The organism is Stygiolobus sp. RP850M (assembly GCF_037389295.1).
Classification (GTDB): Archaea; Thermoproteota; Thermoprotei_A; order Sulfolobales; family Sulfolobaceae; genus Stygiolobus.
Genome location: NZ_JBBHKU010000048.1, coordinates 1 through 18,718, shown reverse-complemented (window position 1 = coordinate 18,718; position 18,718 = coordinate 1). Strand labels below are relative to the sequence as shown.

The 18,718-nt window shown below is 39.3% G+C and carries 19 protein-coding genes and 2 pseudogenes; 12 read left to right on the top strand and 9 right to left on the bottom strand.

Annotated elements, in window-relative coordinates; translation table 11 throughout:
• Positions 1-100: 100 nt before the first annotated feature.
• Together WIW52_RS05500 and WIW52_RS05495 are read left to right on the top strand one after the other, a co-directional pair.
• Entirely contained in the window at positions 101-2,686 is a 2,586-nt protein-coding gene (locus WIW52_RS05500; protein WP_337709137.1) for a plasma-membrane proton-efflux P-type ATPase, read from the top strand.
• A gap of 123 nt (positions 2,687-2,809) precedes the next feature.
• On the top strand, positions 2,810-3,274 hold the full coding sequence (locus WIW52_RS05495) for a hypothetical protein (RefSeq protein WP_337709136.1): 465 nt from the start codon (positions 2,810-2,812) through the stop codon (positions 3,272-3,274).
• Here the strand turns inward: WIW52_RS05495 and WIW52_RS05490 are convergent.
• The 3 genes from WIW52_RS05490 to WIW52_RS05480 form a co-directional block, all read right to left on the bottom strand.
• A complete protein-coding gene (locus WIW52_RS05490) occupies positions 3,246-3,575 on the bottom strand; it encodes a transcriptional regulator (protein WP_337709135.1) in 330 nt (109 codons plus the stop codon). The genes WIW52_RS05495 and WIW52_RS05490 overlap by 29 nt on opposite strands.
• A 140-nt stretch (positions 3,576-3,715) precedes the next feature.
• Positions 3,716-4,381 (bottom strand): ABC transporter ATP-binding protein, encoded by a 666-nt coding sequence (locus tag WIW52_RS05485; protein ID WP_337709134.1) that lies wholly within the window; start codon positions 4,379-4,381, stop codon positions 3,716-3,718.
• Positions 4,356-5,336: a FecCD family ABC transporter permease gene (locus WIW52_RS05480; RefSeq protein ID WP_337709133.1), complete on the bottom strand. Its 981-nt coding sequence runs from the start codon at positions 5,334-5,336 to the stop codon at positions 4,356-4,358. The genes WIW52_RS05485 and WIW52_RS05480 overlap by 26 nt, the downstream gene beginning before the upstream one ends.
• A gap of 490 nt (positions 5,337-5,826) precedes the next feature.
• On the opposite strand from WIW52_RS05480, the gene WIW52_RS05475 reads away from it, so the two are divergent.
• Both WIW52_RS05475 and WIW52_RS05470 read left to right on the top strand, forming a co-directional pair.
• Positions 5,827-6,810: an ABC transporter substrate-binding protein gene (locus WIW52_RS05475; RefSeq protein WP_337709132.1), complete on the top strand. Its 984-nt coding sequence runs from the start codon at positions 5,827-5,829 to the stop codon at positions 6,808-6,810.
• Between the two features lie 40 nt (positions 6,811-6,850).
• Positions 6,851-7,780, top strand: coding sequence for a zinc metalloprotease HtpX (locus WIW52_RS05470; protein WP_337709131.1), 930 nt, complete (start codon positions 6,851-6,853; stop codon positions 7,778-7,780).
• 48 nt (positions 7,781-7,828) lie between these two features.
• Here the strand turns inward: WIW52_RS05470 and WIW52_RS05465 are convergent, their stop codons facing one another.
• Positions 7,829-8,134: a hypothetical protein gene (locus WIW52_RS05465; protein ID WP_337709130.1), complete on the bottom strand. Its 306-nt coding sequence runs from the start codon at positions 8,132-8,134 to the stop codon at positions 7,829-7,831.
• A gap of 53 nt (positions 8,135-8,187) precedes the next feature.
• Here WIW52_RS05465 and WIW52_RS05460 point away from each other — a divergent pair, with 53 nt between their 5' ends.
• Positions 8,188-8,508, top strand: a complete 321-nt coding sequence (locus tag WIW52_RS05460) for a hypothetical protein (protein WP_337709127.1) — start codon at positions 8,188-8,190, stop codon at positions 8,506-8,508.
• Positions 8,509-8,535: 27 nt separating this feature from the next.
• On the opposite strand, the gene WIW52_RS05455 is transcribed toward WIW52_RS05460, so the two are convergent.
• Entirely contained in the window at positions 8,536-8,907 is a 372-nt protein-coding gene (locus WIW52_RS05455) for a helix-turn-helix domain-containing protein (protein ID WP_337709126.1), read from the bottom strand.
• Between the two features lie 98 nt (positions 8,908-9,005).
• On the opposite strand from WIW52_RS05455, the gene WIW52_RS05450 reads away from it, so the two are divergent.
• Positions 9,006-9,833, top strand: a complete 828-nt coding sequence (locus WIW52_RS05450; RefSeq protein WP_337709125.1) for an ABC transporter ATP-binding protein — start codon at positions 9,006-9,008, stop codon at positions 9,831-9,833.
• Positions 9,814-10,551 carry an ABC transporter permease gene (locus WIW52_RS05445; protein WP_337709124.1) on the top strand — a complete coding sequence of 246 codons (738 nt, stop codon included), beginning with the start codon at positions 9,814-9,816 and terminating at the stop codon, positions 10,549-10,551. The genes WIW52_RS05450 and WIW52_RS05445 overlap by 20 nt, the downstream gene beginning before the upstream one ends.
• 223 nt (positions 10,552-10,774) lie before the next feature.
• On the opposite strand, the gene WIW52_RS05440 is transcribed toward WIW52_RS05445, so the two are convergent.
• On the bottom strand, positions 10,775-12,124 hold the full coding sequence (locus WIW52_RS05440) for a hypothetical protein (protein ID WP_337709123.1): 1,350 nt from the start codon (positions 12,122-12,124) through the stop codon (positions 10,775-10,777).
• Between the two features lie 84 nt (positions 12,125-12,208).
• Between WIW52_RS05440 and WIW52_RS05435 the strand changes: the two genes are divergently transcribed.
• From WIW52_RS05435 to WIW52_RS05430, 3 genes and pseudogenes are all read left to right on the top strand, one after another.
• On the top strand, positions 12,209-13,282 hold the full coding sequence (locus tag WIW52_RS05435) for an MFS transporter (protein WP_337709122.1): 1,074 nt from the start codon (positions 12,209-12,211) through the stop codon (positions 13,280-13,282).
• 65 nt (positions 13,283-13,347) lie between these two features.
• A pseudogene (locus WIW52_RS11275) lies at positions 13,348-13,434 on the top strand (sulfocyanin-like copper-binding protein); the annotation flags it as partial.
• 40 nt (positions 13,435-13,474) lie between these two features.
• Complete coding sequence (locus WIW52_RS05430) at positions 13,475-13,660, top strand: sulfocyanin-like copper-binding protein (protein ID WP_337709121.1); 186 nt, start codon at positions 13,475-13,477, stop codon at positions 13,658-13,660.
• 80 nt (positions 13,661-13,740) lie between these two features.
• On the opposite strand, the gene acs is transcribed toward WIW52_RS05430, so the two are convergent.
• Complete coding sequence (gene acs, locus WIW52_RS05425; RefSeq protein WP_337709119.1) at positions 13,741-15,723, bottom strand: acetate--CoA ligase; 1,983 nt, start codon at positions 15,721-15,723, stop codon at positions 13,741-13,743.
• A 66-nt stretch (positions 15,724-15,789) separates the two neighbouring features.
• On the opposite strand from acs, the gene WIW52_RS05420 reads away from it, so the two are divergent.
• Positions 15,790-16,809 (top strand): MFS transporter, encoded by a 1,020-nt coding sequence (locus WIW52_RS05420; protein WP_337709118.1) that lies wholly within the window; start codon positions 15,790-15,792, stop codon positions 16,807-16,809.
• Between the two features lie 127 nt (positions 16,810-16,936).
• A complete protein-coding gene (locus WIW52_RS05415; RefSeq protein WP_337699173.1) occupies positions 16,937-17,218 on the top strand; it encodes a transcriptional regulator in 282 nt (93 codons plus the stop codon).
• On the opposite strand, the gene WIW52_RS05410 is transcribed toward WIW52_RS05415, so the two are convergent.
• On the bottom strand, positions 17,202-18,485 hold the full coding sequence (locus WIW52_RS05410; protein ID WP_337709153.1) for an MFS transporter: 1,284 nt from the start codon (positions 18,483-18,485) through the stop codon (positions 17,202-17,204). The two genes, WIW52_RS05415 and WIW52_RS05410, sit on opposite strands and share 17 nt — an antisense overlap.
• A gap of 133 nt (positions 18,486-18,618) precedes the next feature.
• Positions 18,619-18,718: pseudogene (locus tag WIW52_RS05405) on the bottom strand (IS6 family transposase); the annotation flags it as partial.

The following is an 18,718-nucleotide window of genomic DNA, read 5'->3' as shown; positions in this document are numbered from 1 at the left end:
TGTTAATACAAATTTTTCGATCCATCACGTCCCCTTTTCCTCTTTTTCTTTCCCCCTTCAGAAAGATTTATACCTAGTGAATTCTATTATCAACTTTGTAATGGAGGAAATAAATAAGGAAAATATTATCAAACAGCCTGTGAAAGAAGTTGTAAAATTACTCTCTACAGACCTCAACAAGGGATTGGCTGAGGTAGAGGTACAGAACCGGCCGAGAAAATACGGCGAAAACGTGATAGAAGAAAAGAAGGAGAACCCCTTAATCAACTTGGCAAAAAAGTTTTGGAATCCAAGTGCCTGGGTACTAGAGGCAGCAGCTATACTTTCCTATGTATTGGGAAAATACCTTGACTTTTATATAATCATAGCGTTAATTGTATTTAACGCAATCCTCAGCTTTTCTGAGGAGCAGAGGGCTAATAAAGCCCTTGAGATGTTAAAAAGCAGGTTACAAGTTACTGCAAGAGTTTTGAGGGACGGGAATTGGAGGAACATTCCTTCTCGTTATCTTGTCCCTGGTGATGTAGCGAGAATAAGACTAGGAGATTTTGTGCCGGCTGACATTAAGATAGAAGAAGGACAGCTTGAAGTAGATCAATCTGCTCTAACCGGAGAGAGTTTAACCGTTACAAAAAATAAGGAAGACATAGTATACTCAGGAAGTATTGTTAAAAAAGGCGAAGCAACTGGAGTGGTGATCCTTACTGGTAAGAACACATATTTCGGTAAGACGGCGGAGTTAGTAGGTATCGCAAAGCCAAGACTGAGAGTTCAACAAGTGATATCTAAGGTAGTATTCTGGATGATGGTTATAGTTCTCATTATTCTTGCTATTTCCGGAATAGTGATCTTTCTGAGGCACGAGAACTTTCTCACTTTCTTACCTCTAGCACTTGTGCTAATAATCGGGGCTATTCCTATAGCATTGCCAGCCATGTTTACAATAAGTCTAGCTTTGGGCAGCGAGGAACTTTCTAAGTCTGGTGTATTAGTCACTAGACTAGATGCTATTGAAGGAGCGTCTACTATGAATACTTTGGCTTCAGATAAGACTGGGACTTTGACTATCAACAAGCTCTCGGTTCATAAAATAATTCCCTTACAAGGGGACGAAAAAGAAGTTATCACTTACGGCGCTTTAGCATCAAGGGAAGAAGACCAAGACCCGATAGACCTAGCTTTCATTAGCAAGGCAAAGGAGATGAACATTGATCTCAAGGAGTGGAAAGTTATCGACTTCAAACCTTTCTACCCTTCAAGTAGGAGAACCGAAAGTACAGTAGAGAAAGGAGGGTCTACCATTAGAGTGACTAAGGGGGCAATAGATGCCTTGGGTAAATTATGTGGGTTAAAAAACATTGAGGAAATATATGAGAAAGCTCATAGTGAAGCTAAGATAGGATGCAGGGTTCTAGCTGTAGCCAAAAATGATGGAGAGAAATGGAAGTTAGTAGGTCTCGTCTCTCTCAGGGACCCACCTAGGGAGGATTCGGCTGAATTAGTAAAAGAATTGAAAGACTTGGGAATAAAGGTGATAATGCTAACCGGTGACGCTCAACCTATCGCTCAGGAGATAGCTAAAGAAGTTGGGATTGGTTCTAACGTAGTTAAGGTCAGCGAATTTAAGGAGAACCCTAAGATAATAGACCAGATAGACGGACTTGCCGAGGTTTATCCTGAGGACAAATACACTGTAGTAAAACTTTTGCAACAAGAGGGTAAGGTGGTTGGAATGACTGGAGATGGTGTAAATGATGCTCCAGCCTTAAGGCAAGCAGATGTTGGGATAGCAGTGAGTAATGCTACCGACGTGGCTAAGGCGGCTGCCTCTGTAGTTCTAACCTCACCAGGTTTGAGGAACATAGTTGATATGATAAAAATCGGTAGGAGGATTTACGAGAGGATAAATATCTGGATACTCAGTAGAATAACAAGGACTTTCCAGAACGTCGTTTTCATAGCCTTGGCTTTACTTCTTTTGAATAAGTTCGTGATTTCCACCTTCGAAATGGTATTGTTACTGTTCATGTTTGATTTCGTTACTTTAACTATGTCTACCGATAACGCACCGTGGAGTAGGAAACCTGCATCGTGGAAGATTCTTAACTTAGTCAAGGTATCAATCATCCTTGGAGTCGTCATGGTAGCTGAGAGTTTTCTTGTGCTATACTTTTTGGGTCAAATGCCCCTGAAAGAACTGCAGACCTCGGTTTTCTTATATCTTCTTTATTCTAACATCTTCAACTTATTAAACATAAGAGAGAAAAGGAATTTCTGGAGCAACGATTTCTTGATCCCGGGTTATACTGGTATAGTAACTGACATCAGTCTGATGTATACTACCATAGTTACGGACGAGAATGTCATTATGAAGATACCTAACAACGTAATGATCCAAGCTGCCATATTTGTTCATAAAGAGGAGTATAGGCTAGTGCGGACTAAGTATGAGATTACAAAAGACATAGACCCAGATGAGTTGGTACCAGAACTAAAGAAGAGGATTAAAGAATTAGATTTCGTAATTAAGGAACCCGAAATAAAAGTATTGGACACTACTCTCAATACGTATATAATTGCAATTGACACTTTTTGTAAAGGCACGTACGAAGAGCCCCCTAGAAGTAAGACCATTGAGGTAATCATGAGGACTGTTAAGGAGATGCAAAAAGCCAAAGCTAGGTAGGTTTTCCCACCAGCCTCCAAATTAACGATTATTCAGCCGGAATTAATGCCGTTTTATAGAGCGTTTTAACACTAAGATAGTAGGATTAAAGTTATAGTCTCTTCTCCATAATAAAATATCGCTGTGAAAAAGAGCTTTCTAGCAATCGGTCTAGTTTTTATTATAGTAAGTTTGGTATTCTTATATCTGCATCTAACCCTATCAAAGAGCTCGTACCAAAAGGGTGTTATACCCATTAAAGCGGAGGGAAATTACACTCTTAGTATTAGTTACTCCAGTTTTGTGTTTGAATACAAAGATAATGTGTCTGAGCCGTTGCAAGTAATCCCCGTAAACATTCAAATAATAAACACAACGTATAGTAACGGGACATATTATGTTTTCGGAGAGGGTTTTTACGATTCGCAATTACTATTGAAAAATAATTACACGCAAGGAGTGCTTGTAGGATTTGTACTCATAAATGATTCCCCGATTTATGTGGTCTATTCTCTATCCTTGACTTTTTTCATAATAAGTTTAGTAGCGGGAATAGTAATAGTTTCCGTTTCTTTCTTATTTAAAGGTTCGGACACGGAGGAAGATTGAAGATCCTCCTAGACCTCGAACATAAAATACAGAAAGAAGTGCTCTCGACGGTTTGTCCACTTAAAATTCTTCCAACTAAGGAGTCCAGCATATCACTTACCTCTTCATCGCTGTTTACCTTCTGGACTAGCTCTCCTTTCATCTTTATCTGCTTTTCATAAGTGGTTGCTGAAATACCTACCTCCTTTGATGCTTTAACTACAGGCACTCCTTTCTCTATGAGTCTTTTAGCAATTGCTAACCTTAATACCGGAACTACACTCTTAAATGCATCTTCGCATGGTGTGGTAATCTTTCTCATAGTTGAAATTTCGCATCTATTTTTAATAGAATTTGGGTATAATACCGAAAGTCAGTTTCAATTAACAGTGTTAAACGTAAGTGTATAACTTAGTATACCAGTATTAGAATCCGTGTAATTTATAATGATAGATTGAGGTATTAAAATTCCGGAGTGAAAAAGAATTTTCCGTTTACGTCAACTCTCTTTACTTTATAATTATACGCAAAGGACAGTAACTCATCCGAGAGGCCTTTCGGCTCTCCCTCGTAGATAATCCTTCCGTTCTTCAGAAGGATGACTCTATCGACGTAGTTTATAACATCCAGCTCGTGAGCTGTAATAAGGAATAGCTTTTCGTTCTTCAGCTGGCTCATTATAGCTATTATCTTGAATTTGTTAGCAAAGTCCACGTTAGAGAAGGGTTCGTCCATTATGACTAAATTTCCCTCACCAAGTGCTTTAGCTATTAACACTAACCTCTTCTCTCCACTGCTTAACGTGGAGAAATCCCTTTGCATGAACTTATCCAACCCTAATAGTTTAACATATCTCTCGTAATTTCCTCTCTTTCTCCCTGCTGTTAGGACTTCCCAGACTTTCATGGAAGGAGAAAAGAACTCGGAAGGGGAATAGGATAGTTTTTCTAAGTCTACTGAAACCTCCCCTTCGTTCGATTTAACCATACCTATTATAGTCCTGAGTAAGGTGGTCTTACCTGATCCGTTAGGTCCTAAAAGAAGCGTCACCCCTTCCTTAAGCTCGAAAGTTACGTTATCTATGACGACCTTATCACCGAACTTAACTCTCAACCCTTTGACCATCATTTATCCTCACCATGAGCGAAACCAGAACCGGGGAGGACATTAGGGCAATTATCGGAGTTACTGGGATAATAGTCCCGAAGAGACCATGGGATAATACGTTACTTATTAACATAAGGGAAGCACCAATGACAGAAGAGTACACTGTAAGATCCCTCATATTTCCTCCAATGATCCTTCTCACCAGATGAGGGACAAGGATTCCCAAGAAACCGATGACTCCTACCAAGGATATCTCGTAAGATACCACGAAACTTATGAAGGTTAGCCAGAAGACCCTGAACCTTTGGGGGTTAATGCCGTGGGCATAGCTCAACTCATCACTTATTGCTACTAAGTCGATAGCTTTTGAGTGAATTAACGATAGTATTACAAGAATAGCTGAAATTAATATCAGGGGGATAACCTGATCCCACCCAACAATGCTAATCTCTCCTAAGAGCCAGAACAGCAAAGGGGGTATAGTAGGATCCTTATACTCAAGGATCGTAAACAATATCGTGTAAACTGAAGTGAAGATATAAGAGACTATAACACCCCCTATCACTAAACCATAAATCCCTCCTCTTTTTCCTATTATGATTGTTAAACTGGTCGAGAGGAGAGAAAAAACAAAAGCGAACAGAGGCTGGAGGAAGGGCATTATAAAGGAGTTTAACAAGAAATACGAGATTATCGCACCTAAAGCTCCTCCAGACGCTGTCCCTGATATATAAGGGTCGACAATAGGATTCCTCAATAGGTGTTGCATAATGGCTCCGCTCAATGACAGTGTTATACCTACTACCATAGCGGTTATTATCGTAGGTAGTCTGATTCTGTAAAGTATGATCGAATATACACCATTCGGGTGAATTAAATCGTTAATTGGAATTATGACTTGTCCTACGATAAGAGCCAAAATGAAAGACGGTATAATAGAGAGAAATAAGAAATACTTCAGGATACTTTTATTCACAAGAATTGGACAGCCTATCCATATAATAAACTTTTCCACCATAGATTAAAGCCAAGGGTACATCTTAACCTAACGTCCAACGTATTAATGGGTAAACAAAGTATCGAGGAGAACTCTTCTTAAATAACAATGGAAGAACCCTTAGAGAAGAAGATCAGGTTAACAGTTAATAAACTCTGTTTAGAAAAACAGTCGGCAAACATCTTACGTAATAGGAAAGTATACAAACCCTTGTATTCCTGAAAGTGTTATCCTCGCAAACTAAGCCAAGTGGAAATTGGTAATTTCGACGCTTACTAGAAGAGAGCTACTTGACTAGGGTTAAAAAGTAGTCACAAATTGCACATTATTCTCGTAAGGTGTAGAAACACTAATGGTGTTCTGAAAGAAATTGAGTATGAGTCGGAATTTCACCACGTTCGAGAACGTTCTACATTGATACAATGAAGCTTGATAAAATTTATATGTATTGGATAACCTATCCATACTTATGAGAAGCTCAATCTTAATCGGAATAATTCTAGTGGTAATAGTAATATTTTCAATTCTGATTTATACTCAATATTATAGCAATAGAACAAGTACTTCCCCCAAAATATCCCAGCCCATCGTGACAACTTCAGAAAAGTCCCTGAGAATCGTTAGTCTAGCCCCCTCAGATACTCAGATCCTAGTTTCGTTAGGACTCGGTAAATATATAGTTGGCTTAGACGAATATTCCTTCGAGCTTTTACACTACTTGAACGAAACGTCGCTGATACCATCTAACGTGACTGTGTTCCAAACTATCAGCCCTCCTAACATATCGGGTCTTTTACTCCTTCACCCCAACGTAGTAGTTGTTGAGTATGGGCTAGACTCACACTACATACCAGATATGGAAAAAGCAGGATTGAATTTACTCATTACAAACAACGATTTCGCTTTATCCATTGTACAAATCGAGGAAAACATCCTTAATATTGCCCAACAATTTAACGAGGTTCAAGTTGGTAAAGAGGTAGTTAATTGGATTAACTCACACATGATTAACTATACTCCTTCAGTAAACGTGGCGTATTTAGACTGGATATGTCCCAACGGTGAAGCTTACACAGTTGGAGGTAACGTGTTTATAAATAATCTTCTAGTCTTGGCTGGAGGTAACAACGTTTTTACTAACGAATCCGGTTACCCGCTTGTAACGGCTTCCAAGATACTTATTGTGAACCCGCAAGTGATAATAGCACAGACTGTTTACAACTACACCTATACTATGCAATTAATTGAAGAGTATTATAATGACACTTCAGCAGTTCATGATGGTAAAGTTTACTTGATATCCGGACTTGCGGTAGACCTTTTAGACGAACCTGGTGTATTGTCACCTTATGGATCTGTATTATTGCACGATATACTAATAGGGAAGGCTCCGCACTACATAAACACTACGTGGGTAGAAGAAAACCTTAACGTCTCACTCCCCGTATTTTAAGCGATAAACTATTTTTCTTTCAAAGGATCACTAACCTCAAATGGACACTTTACCTGAGCTAAGGTTTAAAATATACCTATCACTTGGCTTAACGATAATCTCGGAAGCGATCGTAACCTACATTCTCTTACAACTGCTTAACTTCCCCGTAATTGCCGTTATACCGTTTTTGGGTTTATTCTGGTTAATTCAGTGGCTGATTTCACCTTACTTGGTCGCCAGGAACTCTTTTGAGATTACAGAAGATGATCCTTATTATGGGAGAGTTTACGAAATGGTGAAGAGGATAGCAATAGCATCTGGGATCAAACCCCCTCGGGTATTCATCGTAAACGCACCTTATCCTAACGCCTTTGCCTACGGGAACTATGTAACAGGGAAGAGAATAGGAATAACTAGCCCTCTGCTTAACATACTAAGCGAGGAGGAACTTGCTGCTGTGATCGGACACGAGGTAGGACACATTAAGCATAATGACGTGGAAATAGGTATGGCTATAGGCTTGATACCTTCAGTCTTGGGCTTCGTAAGTAATCTACTCCTCAATTTAGGCTGGATCAGCTTAATATTTGCTGTAGATGAGACAGACTTACTATTTGGAATTGTTATGCTCGCCGTTGGGGGAGCCTTGTTTATTATAACATTAACACTCCAACTTTTCGTACTGTGGTTTAACAGGCTAAGAGAAAGTTATGCGGACTTTCACGCAGTTCAATTATTCGGAAAGGATGCGATAAATCTAGTAAATGCCTTAGCTAAAATAGAAATATATATGCAGAACGTTAGGTTAGACCCTTTCACCGGGATCATTGTTACTGCATCTCCCGTAAAAGTAAAGGAAACCGATCCATCTATACTGGTCGAGGAGTGGCTAAATGAGAAACCTTCCCCGTTCTCAGACATTTTGTCTACTCATCCTGATCCCGCAAAAAGAGCTCAAATGATTTACAAAAGTGTAATTAGGACATAATTGAAAAAGTTATCATTTTTATTTGTCTAGTTACAGCAATATATTTTTCTACCCTTTTAATAGTCCTACAACGAGTCCTATAATGAAAAAGATGGAGTTATAGGGAAGGTAAGTTAGCGCCTCAGTAGCGTATCTCTTTGCCTCTGGTGTAATCGTCGTAACTGAGGTCTTTATAAACGATAAGACCGTGTTAGGTGAGACTACACCTATTACTATAAGCAAGATTATTATAGCTAAAATGACTATCCCTATTTTTAGGACGTTCTTTATTAAAAACCCGATTAAAAGCCCTAAAAGAAAGGCTATGATTAGGTAGACTATTTCACTTTTAGTAACATCTGGGACTATGAGCATTAAGTTGATCTACGTGAATCAGATTTTTATAGTTAAGGCTAATAGGTAAGATTATGAAAGTAGTAAAATATCACCTCACAGTGCAAATTACTAAGGGCGATAAAGAGGAGAAAATAGAGAGGAAGTTCAGGCACTTAAAGAATGCTAAAGAGTTCGTGAAGGAACTAGTTTCTAAAGAGAGAGTAAAATGCGGTGATTATAACCAAAAAGACGGGTTATTGGTAAGAGAGTGTAGCGGTGAAAAGATTAAAATAAAGATTGATATTACGACCGAAAGAATAAAGAAGGTAAAGAGGGAAGAAGGGAAGAAGGAATCCGGTAAGGAGCAAAAGAAGGAAGAACAGAAATCACCAGAAGAGAAAAAGCAACAGTAAAAGAGATTTTGTTATATAGGTAGCGTTTTATTGTAAATGTTGTTCTAATCCTTGCCTCACTTCAGTCGCAAGTTTTTCAAGATCTTTTTCTAATTTTTCATATAATTTGTTTTTATCAACCCAGTAAAGATAACCCGGTCTACCCTTCTTTTTATCCTCACTCTCCTCCTTTTCCCTCATTATCAAGCCCTTGTCAAGGAGGTTGTTCAACGACTTATTGATAGAAGCCTTAGTTACATCTAATTCTTCGGAAATCTCATCAGCGGTCATTTTTTTCCCCTTAACCATCAATAAGTGCAAGACGCTTACGTCACTTGAGGATAAGCCATACATAAATGCTAAGAATTCATGTATCTCAACGCTTCTACCATCAGGGAATACTATTTTTTCTTCTTTCATGACTATATATACTATTAAAAAAAATCAAATATTAAATTTGATCTTTACCATAGGGAGAAATAGTTATAGTTTTTAGGTCAAATAATTATGATCACTCCGTGTTAGAAACTGTTAACCTGACGAAGCGATATAACGACGGTACAACGGCTTTAGACCATGTGTCCTTTAGTACGAATGCTAAGAGCATTTCCATATTGGGCAGGAACGGAGCAGGTAAAACTACCCTTACCAGAATTCTATCCACTCAACTCTTACCCACAGAAGGTACAGCCCTTATAGAGGGATATGACGTGGTGAAGGACGCTAAGAAAGTAAGGAAAATAATCGCATCAATTCCTCAGGAGTCTCACCCAGTGGGATTCGCTACTCCATTTGAACACTTACTAATGTATCTTACGGCAAGGGGGTTTTCTTTGTCCGAAGCTTCCCAGCTAACTAGAAAGACTTTAAAGGAAATTGGTCTCTGGGAAGTTAAAGACAAACCTTCGGATTTGCTCTCTGGCGGGATGAAGAGGAAGATATTTGTTGCTATGGCTTTGGCTTCAAGTGCTGAAGTTATCTTACTTGATGAACCCACAGTAGGTCTAGACCCCTATTCAAGGACAGAAGTATGGTCAGTACTGAAAGAGAGTGACGTGAAATTAGTCCTAACAACTCATTATATGGAGGAGGCAGAAGAGCTGTCGGACGAAGTAGTATTACTTCACAAAGGTAAGCTGATCGCCAAGGGTAGTGTTAAAGAGCTTTTGTCGAAATTCGAAAATAAGGTGAGGGTCGAGGGTATAGGAGATCTGATGGTCGGTAAGCTCAGGATATCTTATGTGGACAGAGAAGAAGCTGTTAAATATCTAGGTAAATACATTGTGAAACCCATAACACTTGAAGACCTCTTTATAATATACTCCGGTGAGACCCTTGAAGATTAAGTTCATTTTAGCCTTTGCTAGGTTTTATGGTGTGGCTCCCTTAGTAAGGGGCATAGTTTACGTATTCTCCTACTTAACAGTGCCTTTAGCAGAACTCTTCTTAATTTACATGATAACGAAAGGAGAATTTGTAAAGTTCGCTGTTGATGGAGGGCTTATAACGGTCATTGCATCTAATGGTCTTGCGTTCATTGCCGATTTCGCTTTTCTAAGACTAGAGCTTAAAATACAAGACCTTCTTGTAGCTACTGAAATAAGTGCAGGTGATTACATCCTGGCCTTGACTTTCTCGAATCTCATCTACTCTTCTCCAGGTATTTTAACATATGTGGCTTTGGCTATTATCTATCACCTTTTAAATCCCTTCAATTTCTTTCCTGTGTTTATGACATTGTTGATACTTTTGCTAAATACTTCGGCAATAGGCTTTTTCATAGGGAGTTTGATCTCCCACGTTCGTTACTCTTGGGGGATCGGAGCGATAGCCGGAACTTTGTTGACCATCTTACCTCCAGTATATTATCCATATTACTTACTTCCTCACATGATCTTCGAGTTGATATATCCTTTACCTACTACTTTAGCGTCCATTTTAATACAGAACTTTACGGGACTTGTAAAAACTAGCTTAATGGTCCAAAGCTTTACTGTTTTAGTCGTAGAAACAGTGGTTTTTTACTATCTTTCAATAAGATTCAGCAAGTGGGTGTCTAAATGAATTTCTTGGACTAGAGCCCTAAAGTATTGGGACTAATTGTCGTTATTATCATTTCACTATCGGTTGTAGGATTAAACGTATCATGACTAGCATATACTTGAGGAACTAGACTACTGTTTCCAGAAATTTTATTAATTAACTCTGAGTAGTACTAAATGTTACTATATGATCGTGAGCGGAAGTTGGTAATACACCCCCTGGTGATTCAAATACAACATGTTACTTATTTTTTCCTTAAAAGAAGGTACCCTATAAGTTCTATAGCTATAGTTATTATGACTCCTTTGTACAGTTCAGCACTGTTTGTAACGGTTGTGGTGATATAAGTTATGACTGAAGTTACAACATGAATCGTAACATAACTCGTAATTGTAGAAGTTATGGTCACTGTGGATGTGATAGTTTGGTCAGAAGTAATTTGTCCCTGCGAGGAAGTGGTTAGAGTAGTGGTGGATTGATTACTTACGTATATGTTTTCTGACTCGTTAATGAGGATTGGCTCAAATATCCCGTTCACTAAGACAAAGACGTACTCTGGCTGAGGAACCCAAAATTGTTTTTCGCAGTATATAAGGTGATTAGACGTTACGTAGTAGGTCTTATTTAGAATAAATGACGTTAAGTGAAAGAATAAAGGATTCACAGCCAAGAAAGGAAGAGTTATATTCCCGAAGGGACAGACGATAGCACCTTGGATGAAAGTAGTCTCGTTAATGAAATAAGATGTACTACCGTTAGGATATTTTATGACCCAGAGGCTTCCAAAGGGAAATGTTAGCACTTTATTTCCGCTTATTATTACACTGGGAAGCGCTAAGTCCTCTCCTACGTAGTACATAACGCCGTGGATATCATTATATACTACGAATACCTTGTTTCCCGTCGCTAGACAAGCTTTACCATAAACTGCAGAGTCAGAGATATTCTTAAACCCGTCTATTATCGCTGGAGGAACGTACCACTTCCCGTCATATAAGTATTCGGTTGAGATAGAAACATTAAAACCCTTCCCTAAATACGCTGTAGATGCGTTTCTATATCCTGCAACTACAGTACCGGGATAAGTTGTTGCAGCTACTCTGCCGTAGGTACCCGGAAGATAACATACTTGTTGGTGTGAGAAGGTTCCGTTAGATATAGTAAACGTTACGAGGAGTCCACTACCGTTATACTTCCAAACGGTAGTTAGTACGTACTTCTTACTCTTTGAAGGAAAACTAAAGCTTTTCATGTGATATATACCGTTGTAATAAATGCTCGACAACCATTGTTGGTCCCCGTAGGGTCCATAATACCAGAACACGTTTTGGACTAGTATAGGAGTGTTGTTTACGATAAGGTATACGTTCTCTTGTGTCGAAGGAACTTGAGAAGTTACATTTACATAGTAGTAAGTCACTGTAGAGTTAATTCCATTTATTTGCATCGTTGGAAACTCGTAACCGTAATCATTAGCCCCTTTTTCTACGGTAAGGACAATTTGTGAAGAAGCTAACGTGAGTGAAAATAACGAAGTGAAAATAACTGCTAACGCTAGAGCTTTGAGGAATTTTCTATTTCCTCTAATAAACACGAGATAGATTACGGTTCATTTATTTTAAAAATTTTCCGAATACAGAGATAATGTTTTAAACACATAATCAAGCATTAATGGAAATTGAGAGGCGTTCCAATACTTCTCGCGAGGGCAGTCTATGGGACAAGTTGGTTCTTCCTTTCCCCCTATTTACCGTATTTAATCGGAAGTATACATGCACCTCATTACTTTGTGAGCTTAATTCCCTTGTCCTTCTTTGCTTCAGCTGCTATAATGCAAGTCCCTGCCGCAATTATCTCTACAAAGCTTGGTATGAAAAGAACTTATACATTAGGTCTTATAATTATGGGAGTATCAGATTTCCTCATCGGTTTATTTAAAGAACCATACACAGTATTAATTTTATACGCTTTTACCGGTTTGGGAGCGTCGTTCTTTTTCTCGTCCGCTGGGGGTACATTAGCAGTTTTAAATGAAGGAAGAGTTACAACTGCCCTCGGTCTTTATAACGCTATGTTTGCAGTTGGGGGTATATCAGGGTTAAACTGGGGTTTCGTCGACTCTATATTAGGTTTCAAACTTGCTTGTATATTCTTAGGTTCATTAACAGCTCTGATGGGTATTGTAAACTGGTTTGCTTCATATCCTAATATTAGGCCGAATTTTAAGGTCATAAAAGACGTTAGGGTAGCTATCATTGCTTTAGCTACATCAGGTATATGGGGCTCCTATTATGTAGTGAGCGAGTATTTTCCTTCATTCTCATTTTACGTACTAGGTAGATCTGCAATAATAACTGGATCAGTATCGTCGATCCTACTTCTCTCCTCAGTACTCGGAGGAGCTCTATCTGCATTAATAGAAAGAAGAGACAAAATAAAGTGGATCGTAATAACTGGGGTACTTGGTGTGATACCAGTAATCTCCTTGTATACAACATACTACGAGGTGGGATTATTCATTATGGGATTTTTTAATGAGATGAGTATTTCGGTAATTTATTCCTTAGTTGTTGATATCGTAAAGAGTGGTAATTCCTCTCTTTCACTGGCTGTTATAAACGCAATACAAATAGGTCTTGGAATGAATGAGTTAATAATACCATCTATTGCAGGATTTTATGTGTGGGTAGTTGTGTGTTTAGTGTCCACTCTTCCCCTCTTTTTATTAAATTTGGTTAGACAGAGTATTTAGTAGATTTCATTGTAACATTTTCTAATTCTACACTCTTTAATTATAACGGGACACCTGACGGGAATATGAAAATATGCATACCAGCTAATTGGACTATATTAATTAAGTGTACAAATTATGAATCGACTCAACATAGCATAGCATTAGTACTTAACCATACCATGACACCTACTAGTCCTCAGTTATCACAAGATGAAAAGATATTATACAAGTTTAAACCTAGTGTCTGGTGGAGAGTCAACAGCTGGAATTATAGATACTATACTAGCAGGGTATTATTGGTTAGCATGCCCTGTTTTCGGACACACATCCTCAGGTCTCTGGGCTGATTTGATACTATCTAACAACGTTACGGTTCCTTATGTAGTTATTCAATAGTGATAGAGTTATACTATGTTTTAAAATAAAGTCATAAGTTGTTTTTTATATATAAAATAGATAATTTAGATAAAAACTTATTATTCACTTTTTAGCGATTTCTTAAACTCTTCTACAGCCTTTTTTATATCTTCCATAGATGCCTCGTCTTCAAGAGTCGATATATCTCCTGCACTTTGTCCCATCATTACAGCCTTAATTACTCTTCTCATTACTTTCCCTGATCTTGTCTTAGGTATCTTGTCCACGAAGTGAACCTCAGGCGTAACAATTGCTCCCATGTACTTCCTTACGTGATTCTGAATATCCTTTGCTAGCTCGGGGGACGCTGAATATCCTGACTTTAACACTACGAATAAGTGTACTGCCTCACCTTTTACTGGATCTGGAATTCCTACAGCTGCTGCTTCTGCCACTGCCGGATGGGCTGTCACAATCGATTCAACTTCTCCCGCACCTATTCTGTGAGCAGCTACCTTTATTGTCTCATCTGCTCTTCCCATTACCCATATGTAACCGTCCTCGTCTATCATTGCATAGTCTCCTGGGTAATAAATCCCTGGGAACTTGTTGAAGTAAGTCTTCTTTAACCTCTCGTTATTCGGATCGTTCCACATTCCTATCATCATCATAGGCGGGAACGGCGGTAACATTACGAGGTATCCTCTCTCTCTCGGGGCGGTTGGCTTGCCCTCTTCATTAAGTACTTGAACCTTATTTCCAGGCAAAGCAAAACCTACTGCAGGTCCTGATTTCATCGGCAAGTAGACTACACCGGGTATGTAACCGATATTGGGACCTCCGGTCTCTGTTTGCCACCACTGGTGGGACATGAATACTTTTCCTCCTCCTACGACTTCTAGTCCCCACTTCCACGGGGCGTAGTTAAGGGGCTCTCCGTTAGTGACGATAACCCTCAGTGAAGACATGTCGTGTTGCTTTACGTAGTCCTCGCCGTACTTCATGAACGACCTTATAGCCGTTGCTGAGGTACCGAATGTAGTGGCTCTATACTTCTCTATTATCTCAGCCCACTTGTCTGGGTACGGATAATCTGGAGCATCTTCATAAATGACGATTGTCCTACCCATAACTAGGGGTGAGTAAGTTATGTAAGAGTGACCTACAATCCAACCTATGTCAGAGGTATTGAACAATACATCGTTATCCTGACTTAAGCCGTAGCTCCATAAGAGCATTGTTGCAGTACCAACCAGATAACCTCCGGTACTGTGAACGATTCCTTTAGGCTTACCTGTAGTGCCAGAGGTGTACAAGATAAATAAGGGGTGAGTAGCTTCTACCGGTTCAGGCTCTATAGGCTTGAACTTACCGACTTCATCAAAGTAGACATCCCTCTTCTCGTTAAACGGGATCTCAGTCCCCGTTCTCTTATATATAAGGACCCTTTGAACGGGACTGTTATTTCCAAGTATCTGTAGAGCTTCATCTACAGTCTTCTTTAACTCAACAATTTTACCCCTCCTATAATAAGCGTCGGCTGTAACAACTACTTTGGCTCCGGCGTCCTGAATTCTGTCAGCTAATGCTTGTGCTCCAAAGCCGGCAAACACTACGCTGTGAATTGCCCCTAACCTGGCTACAGCTAACTTCGCAATTACACCCTCCGGCGTTAAGGGCATGTATATCGTTACTCTATCACCCTTCTGTACCCCCAACTGTCTCAATGCGTTAGCCCACTTGTTCACTTCGTAATAAAGGTCTTGATATGTAACTATTTTCTTCTCTCCTCTGCCGCTTTCCCATATTATAGCAGCCTTGTACTTCCTATGAGAGTTCAAGTGCTTATCTACTGCATTATAAGAAGCATTAAGTTTACCACCTACGAACCACTTGGTCAGTAACCCTTCTTCTTGGACGAACGTCTTTTGCCAAGGTTCAAACCAGTCTATTAATTCTTTAGCCAACTCTCCCCAGAATCCTGCTGGGTCTTCAACGCTCTTTTTATATAAATATTGATAATATCTCGTATTATAATCTGCTTTCTCTTCTAGATTTTTCTCGCCAAGTTGTTGTAACTGTTCTGACAGTTTTTCACCCATATGGATCAGTATAAATTGTTTAAACACTCATAAAAAGCTTTTACCTTCAAAGTGAAGAATAGGAGGATGAAGAAAGTAGGGCTAATAACGCTGAGTTGGGTCTTCTGGGGAATTTCCTATTATTTCAGTTACCCATTTATTTCAATATATACAACATCGTTCATACCCAGCCAATACGTTAGTTTACTATATGTACTTTTCACTCTCTTTTCAATACCGATGCCGGTGCTCGGGGCTAAGACTTCTAGGAGTATAGGAGTAGTAAAAACCATGTGGTTAGGCATGTTCATATCCGGTTTCGGTTATCTGATAGTAGCTCTTGCTAAGGACTTCACTGAGTTGGCTATCGGCTTTATAATATCTTATACCACATTCCTCTCGCTACCGAACTTCTACTCCTACATGAGCTCTTGCGGTAAGGGTGTAATAGCGAGAGTCTGGGGGTTTTCCATTTTACCTTCATTGTTTACCCCCGTAATAGGTGGGTTTTTAGCTGATTATTTCGGAATAAGGCTTGTATTTCTCGTTGCAGGAGTGTTTAACTGGGTTTCTTCTGTTCCGATCTTATTCCTAGAAGAGAAGGTCTTACCCAGAGGTAAGATAACGTTTAGTAGAAAATCACTTATCCCAATCCTAGTCATTTTCCCTATCTCCCTAGTTTTCCCTTACGTATATCTGGAGATTAAGACCATATACAACCTAGACGACTTTTTCGTAGGAGTTTTAGCTACCTTAGCGGAAATCTTTGGGATGTTTCTCACTTTTATCTCGTCTTACATTAGAAGACCTTTTCTACCGGTCTATCTAGTCATATTTTCTTTCTTACCACTTATGTTAGTGTCTCCGTTCTTTTCCGTACTTTTCGGTTCATGGGAGGCTATTATCCCCAGTGCGTTAGAGGAAGTTGATAACAAGAGCCCCGAAACTTATGCCTCGATCAATTCCCTACAACAGATAGGATGGTTGATGGGGTTCATAGCGAGTGCCATTTCCTTTTCTCCAGTATTATCTATCTTCATTTCTTCTGGAGTGTCCCTTACTTTAGCATTATTCCTTTTCTTAACGGGTAGGGAACTAAAACTGTAATTAGTTAAATGGTTGAACGGTTTGTCGTAAGAGGTCTGTAAATAGGCCGATACTCGCGTTGTGTAACTTTTCGTACTTGATAATTCTAAAAAGCGATTTAAATACTTCAGCTCTAAGTCTATCATATATGGACATACTTGAACTAGCTATCCTCACGATGTTATCCGAGGACGAGATGAGTATTAGGGAGATTGAGCAGTATTTGGGAGCCAGAAGAAGGAGGATAGCCAAGTCTCTACAAGAGCTCGAAAAAAAAGGATTCATAGTAAAGAAAGCGTACATAGGGAATGGCGACATTATATTCGGCATAACAGAACAAGGGCTTGAAGAACTCTACAAGAACTACATCATCTTGAGAGACCTCGTGAGAGAGATGGAAATTTCTGTGTGTGCTAAGTTCGATTGCTAACTTTAGTGGCTTTTCCTAAACTTACCTCTTCTAACTTCTTCTTCTTAGTCTCCTTTACAGTAGTAATGCTTATGAGTAACGCGAGAAGTGACGTGGTGCCAAAAAGTAAAAGGGAACTTGCAAGTCCTAAAGACTTAACCATTGAGGGAAACACGAAGACCCCCAGTACTGCACCAGCCCTACTTACAGCGGTAGTAATTCCTTGTGCGGTTGACCTTAAAGAGGTCGGGAAGATCTCAGCTGGGTAAAACAACGTTACAGCTCCAGCCCATTGCTCCATTGCAACGAATACCATGAAGTAAGGCAAGAGAATGACTCCAGATATCTTAGTCAGACCGCCTAAGGCCAGCAAAACACTCATGGAGCCCAATCCTGCAAATAATGTAAATCTTCTTCCTATTTCATCGATAATTGCTACGGCTATTGCGTATCCTATTATAGCCCCTACCGAAATTAGCATTGTCGCGTAAAGAGTCTCTACCTTAGAAGAAAATGCGAACTGATGTAGTAGCGAAGGGTAGTATAGTCCAATTCCGTAAGACGCGACGTCGAATAAGAACCAAATGACTGAAAGGGATAGTAGTATTATGCCTATTTTTCCCCTCATTAAGTCTTTCGTTGTAAGTCCTTTGTTTTCTTCCTCTTGCGTAGGTAGACCCTCCTCATTTATGAGCCCCTTGGAAATAAGCCATCTCGGGGATTCAGAAAGGGATATCCTACCTAGGATTATTGGGATAGCTAATATCCCACCTAAAGCGAAGGAATAACGCCAGAAGTAATCTCCGGTGCCGAGAAAGATCAAGTTTGCTATAGCCGAAAACAGAGTCCCTAACCAATACATGGCCACTGAACCCATGAGGTACTTTCCTCTACTCTTTGAGGGAGAGAACTCAGAGACAATAGTACTACTTATAGGGTAATCCCCACCTATACCGATACCGAGAAGGAACCTAAAGACGAACAGTTCCAACATATTAGTGGAGAAAGCCGAAAGGATAGCAAACACAGTGAAGAAGAAGAGGTCGAGTCCAAATAACTTTTTCCTTCCTAATTTGTCGGACAAGTATCCAAACAGTACAGCACCGATTCCCATACCCATTAAGGAAGAAGCGGTGACTAAACCCTCTTGCAAAGGGGTTAAGGACATTTCCTTAACGATGAAAAGTAGGGCATAGGATATCACTGAGAGATCATAACCGTCCAAGAAAAACCCTCCAGAAGATAAATAAAAAGATTTTAGTTTGTCCCTCAGGTTTTCAAAGTCTATGTGTTACTCTTCGTATCGAGGCTAAAAACAGTTATCAACTAAGCTTTCAAGTTGTTTATTAACTTTCATCACGTCTGGCTGAACTTTTCTTTAAAAAATCTAAACTTAACTAAATTGAGTGTGGACAACATTTTCACTCATTTGAAATATTTACATTTATTATCACCCCCTTATCTAACAAATACACCGGGCAGTAAAGGATGTTATAGATAAGGAAATAGGTTGCGAACCAT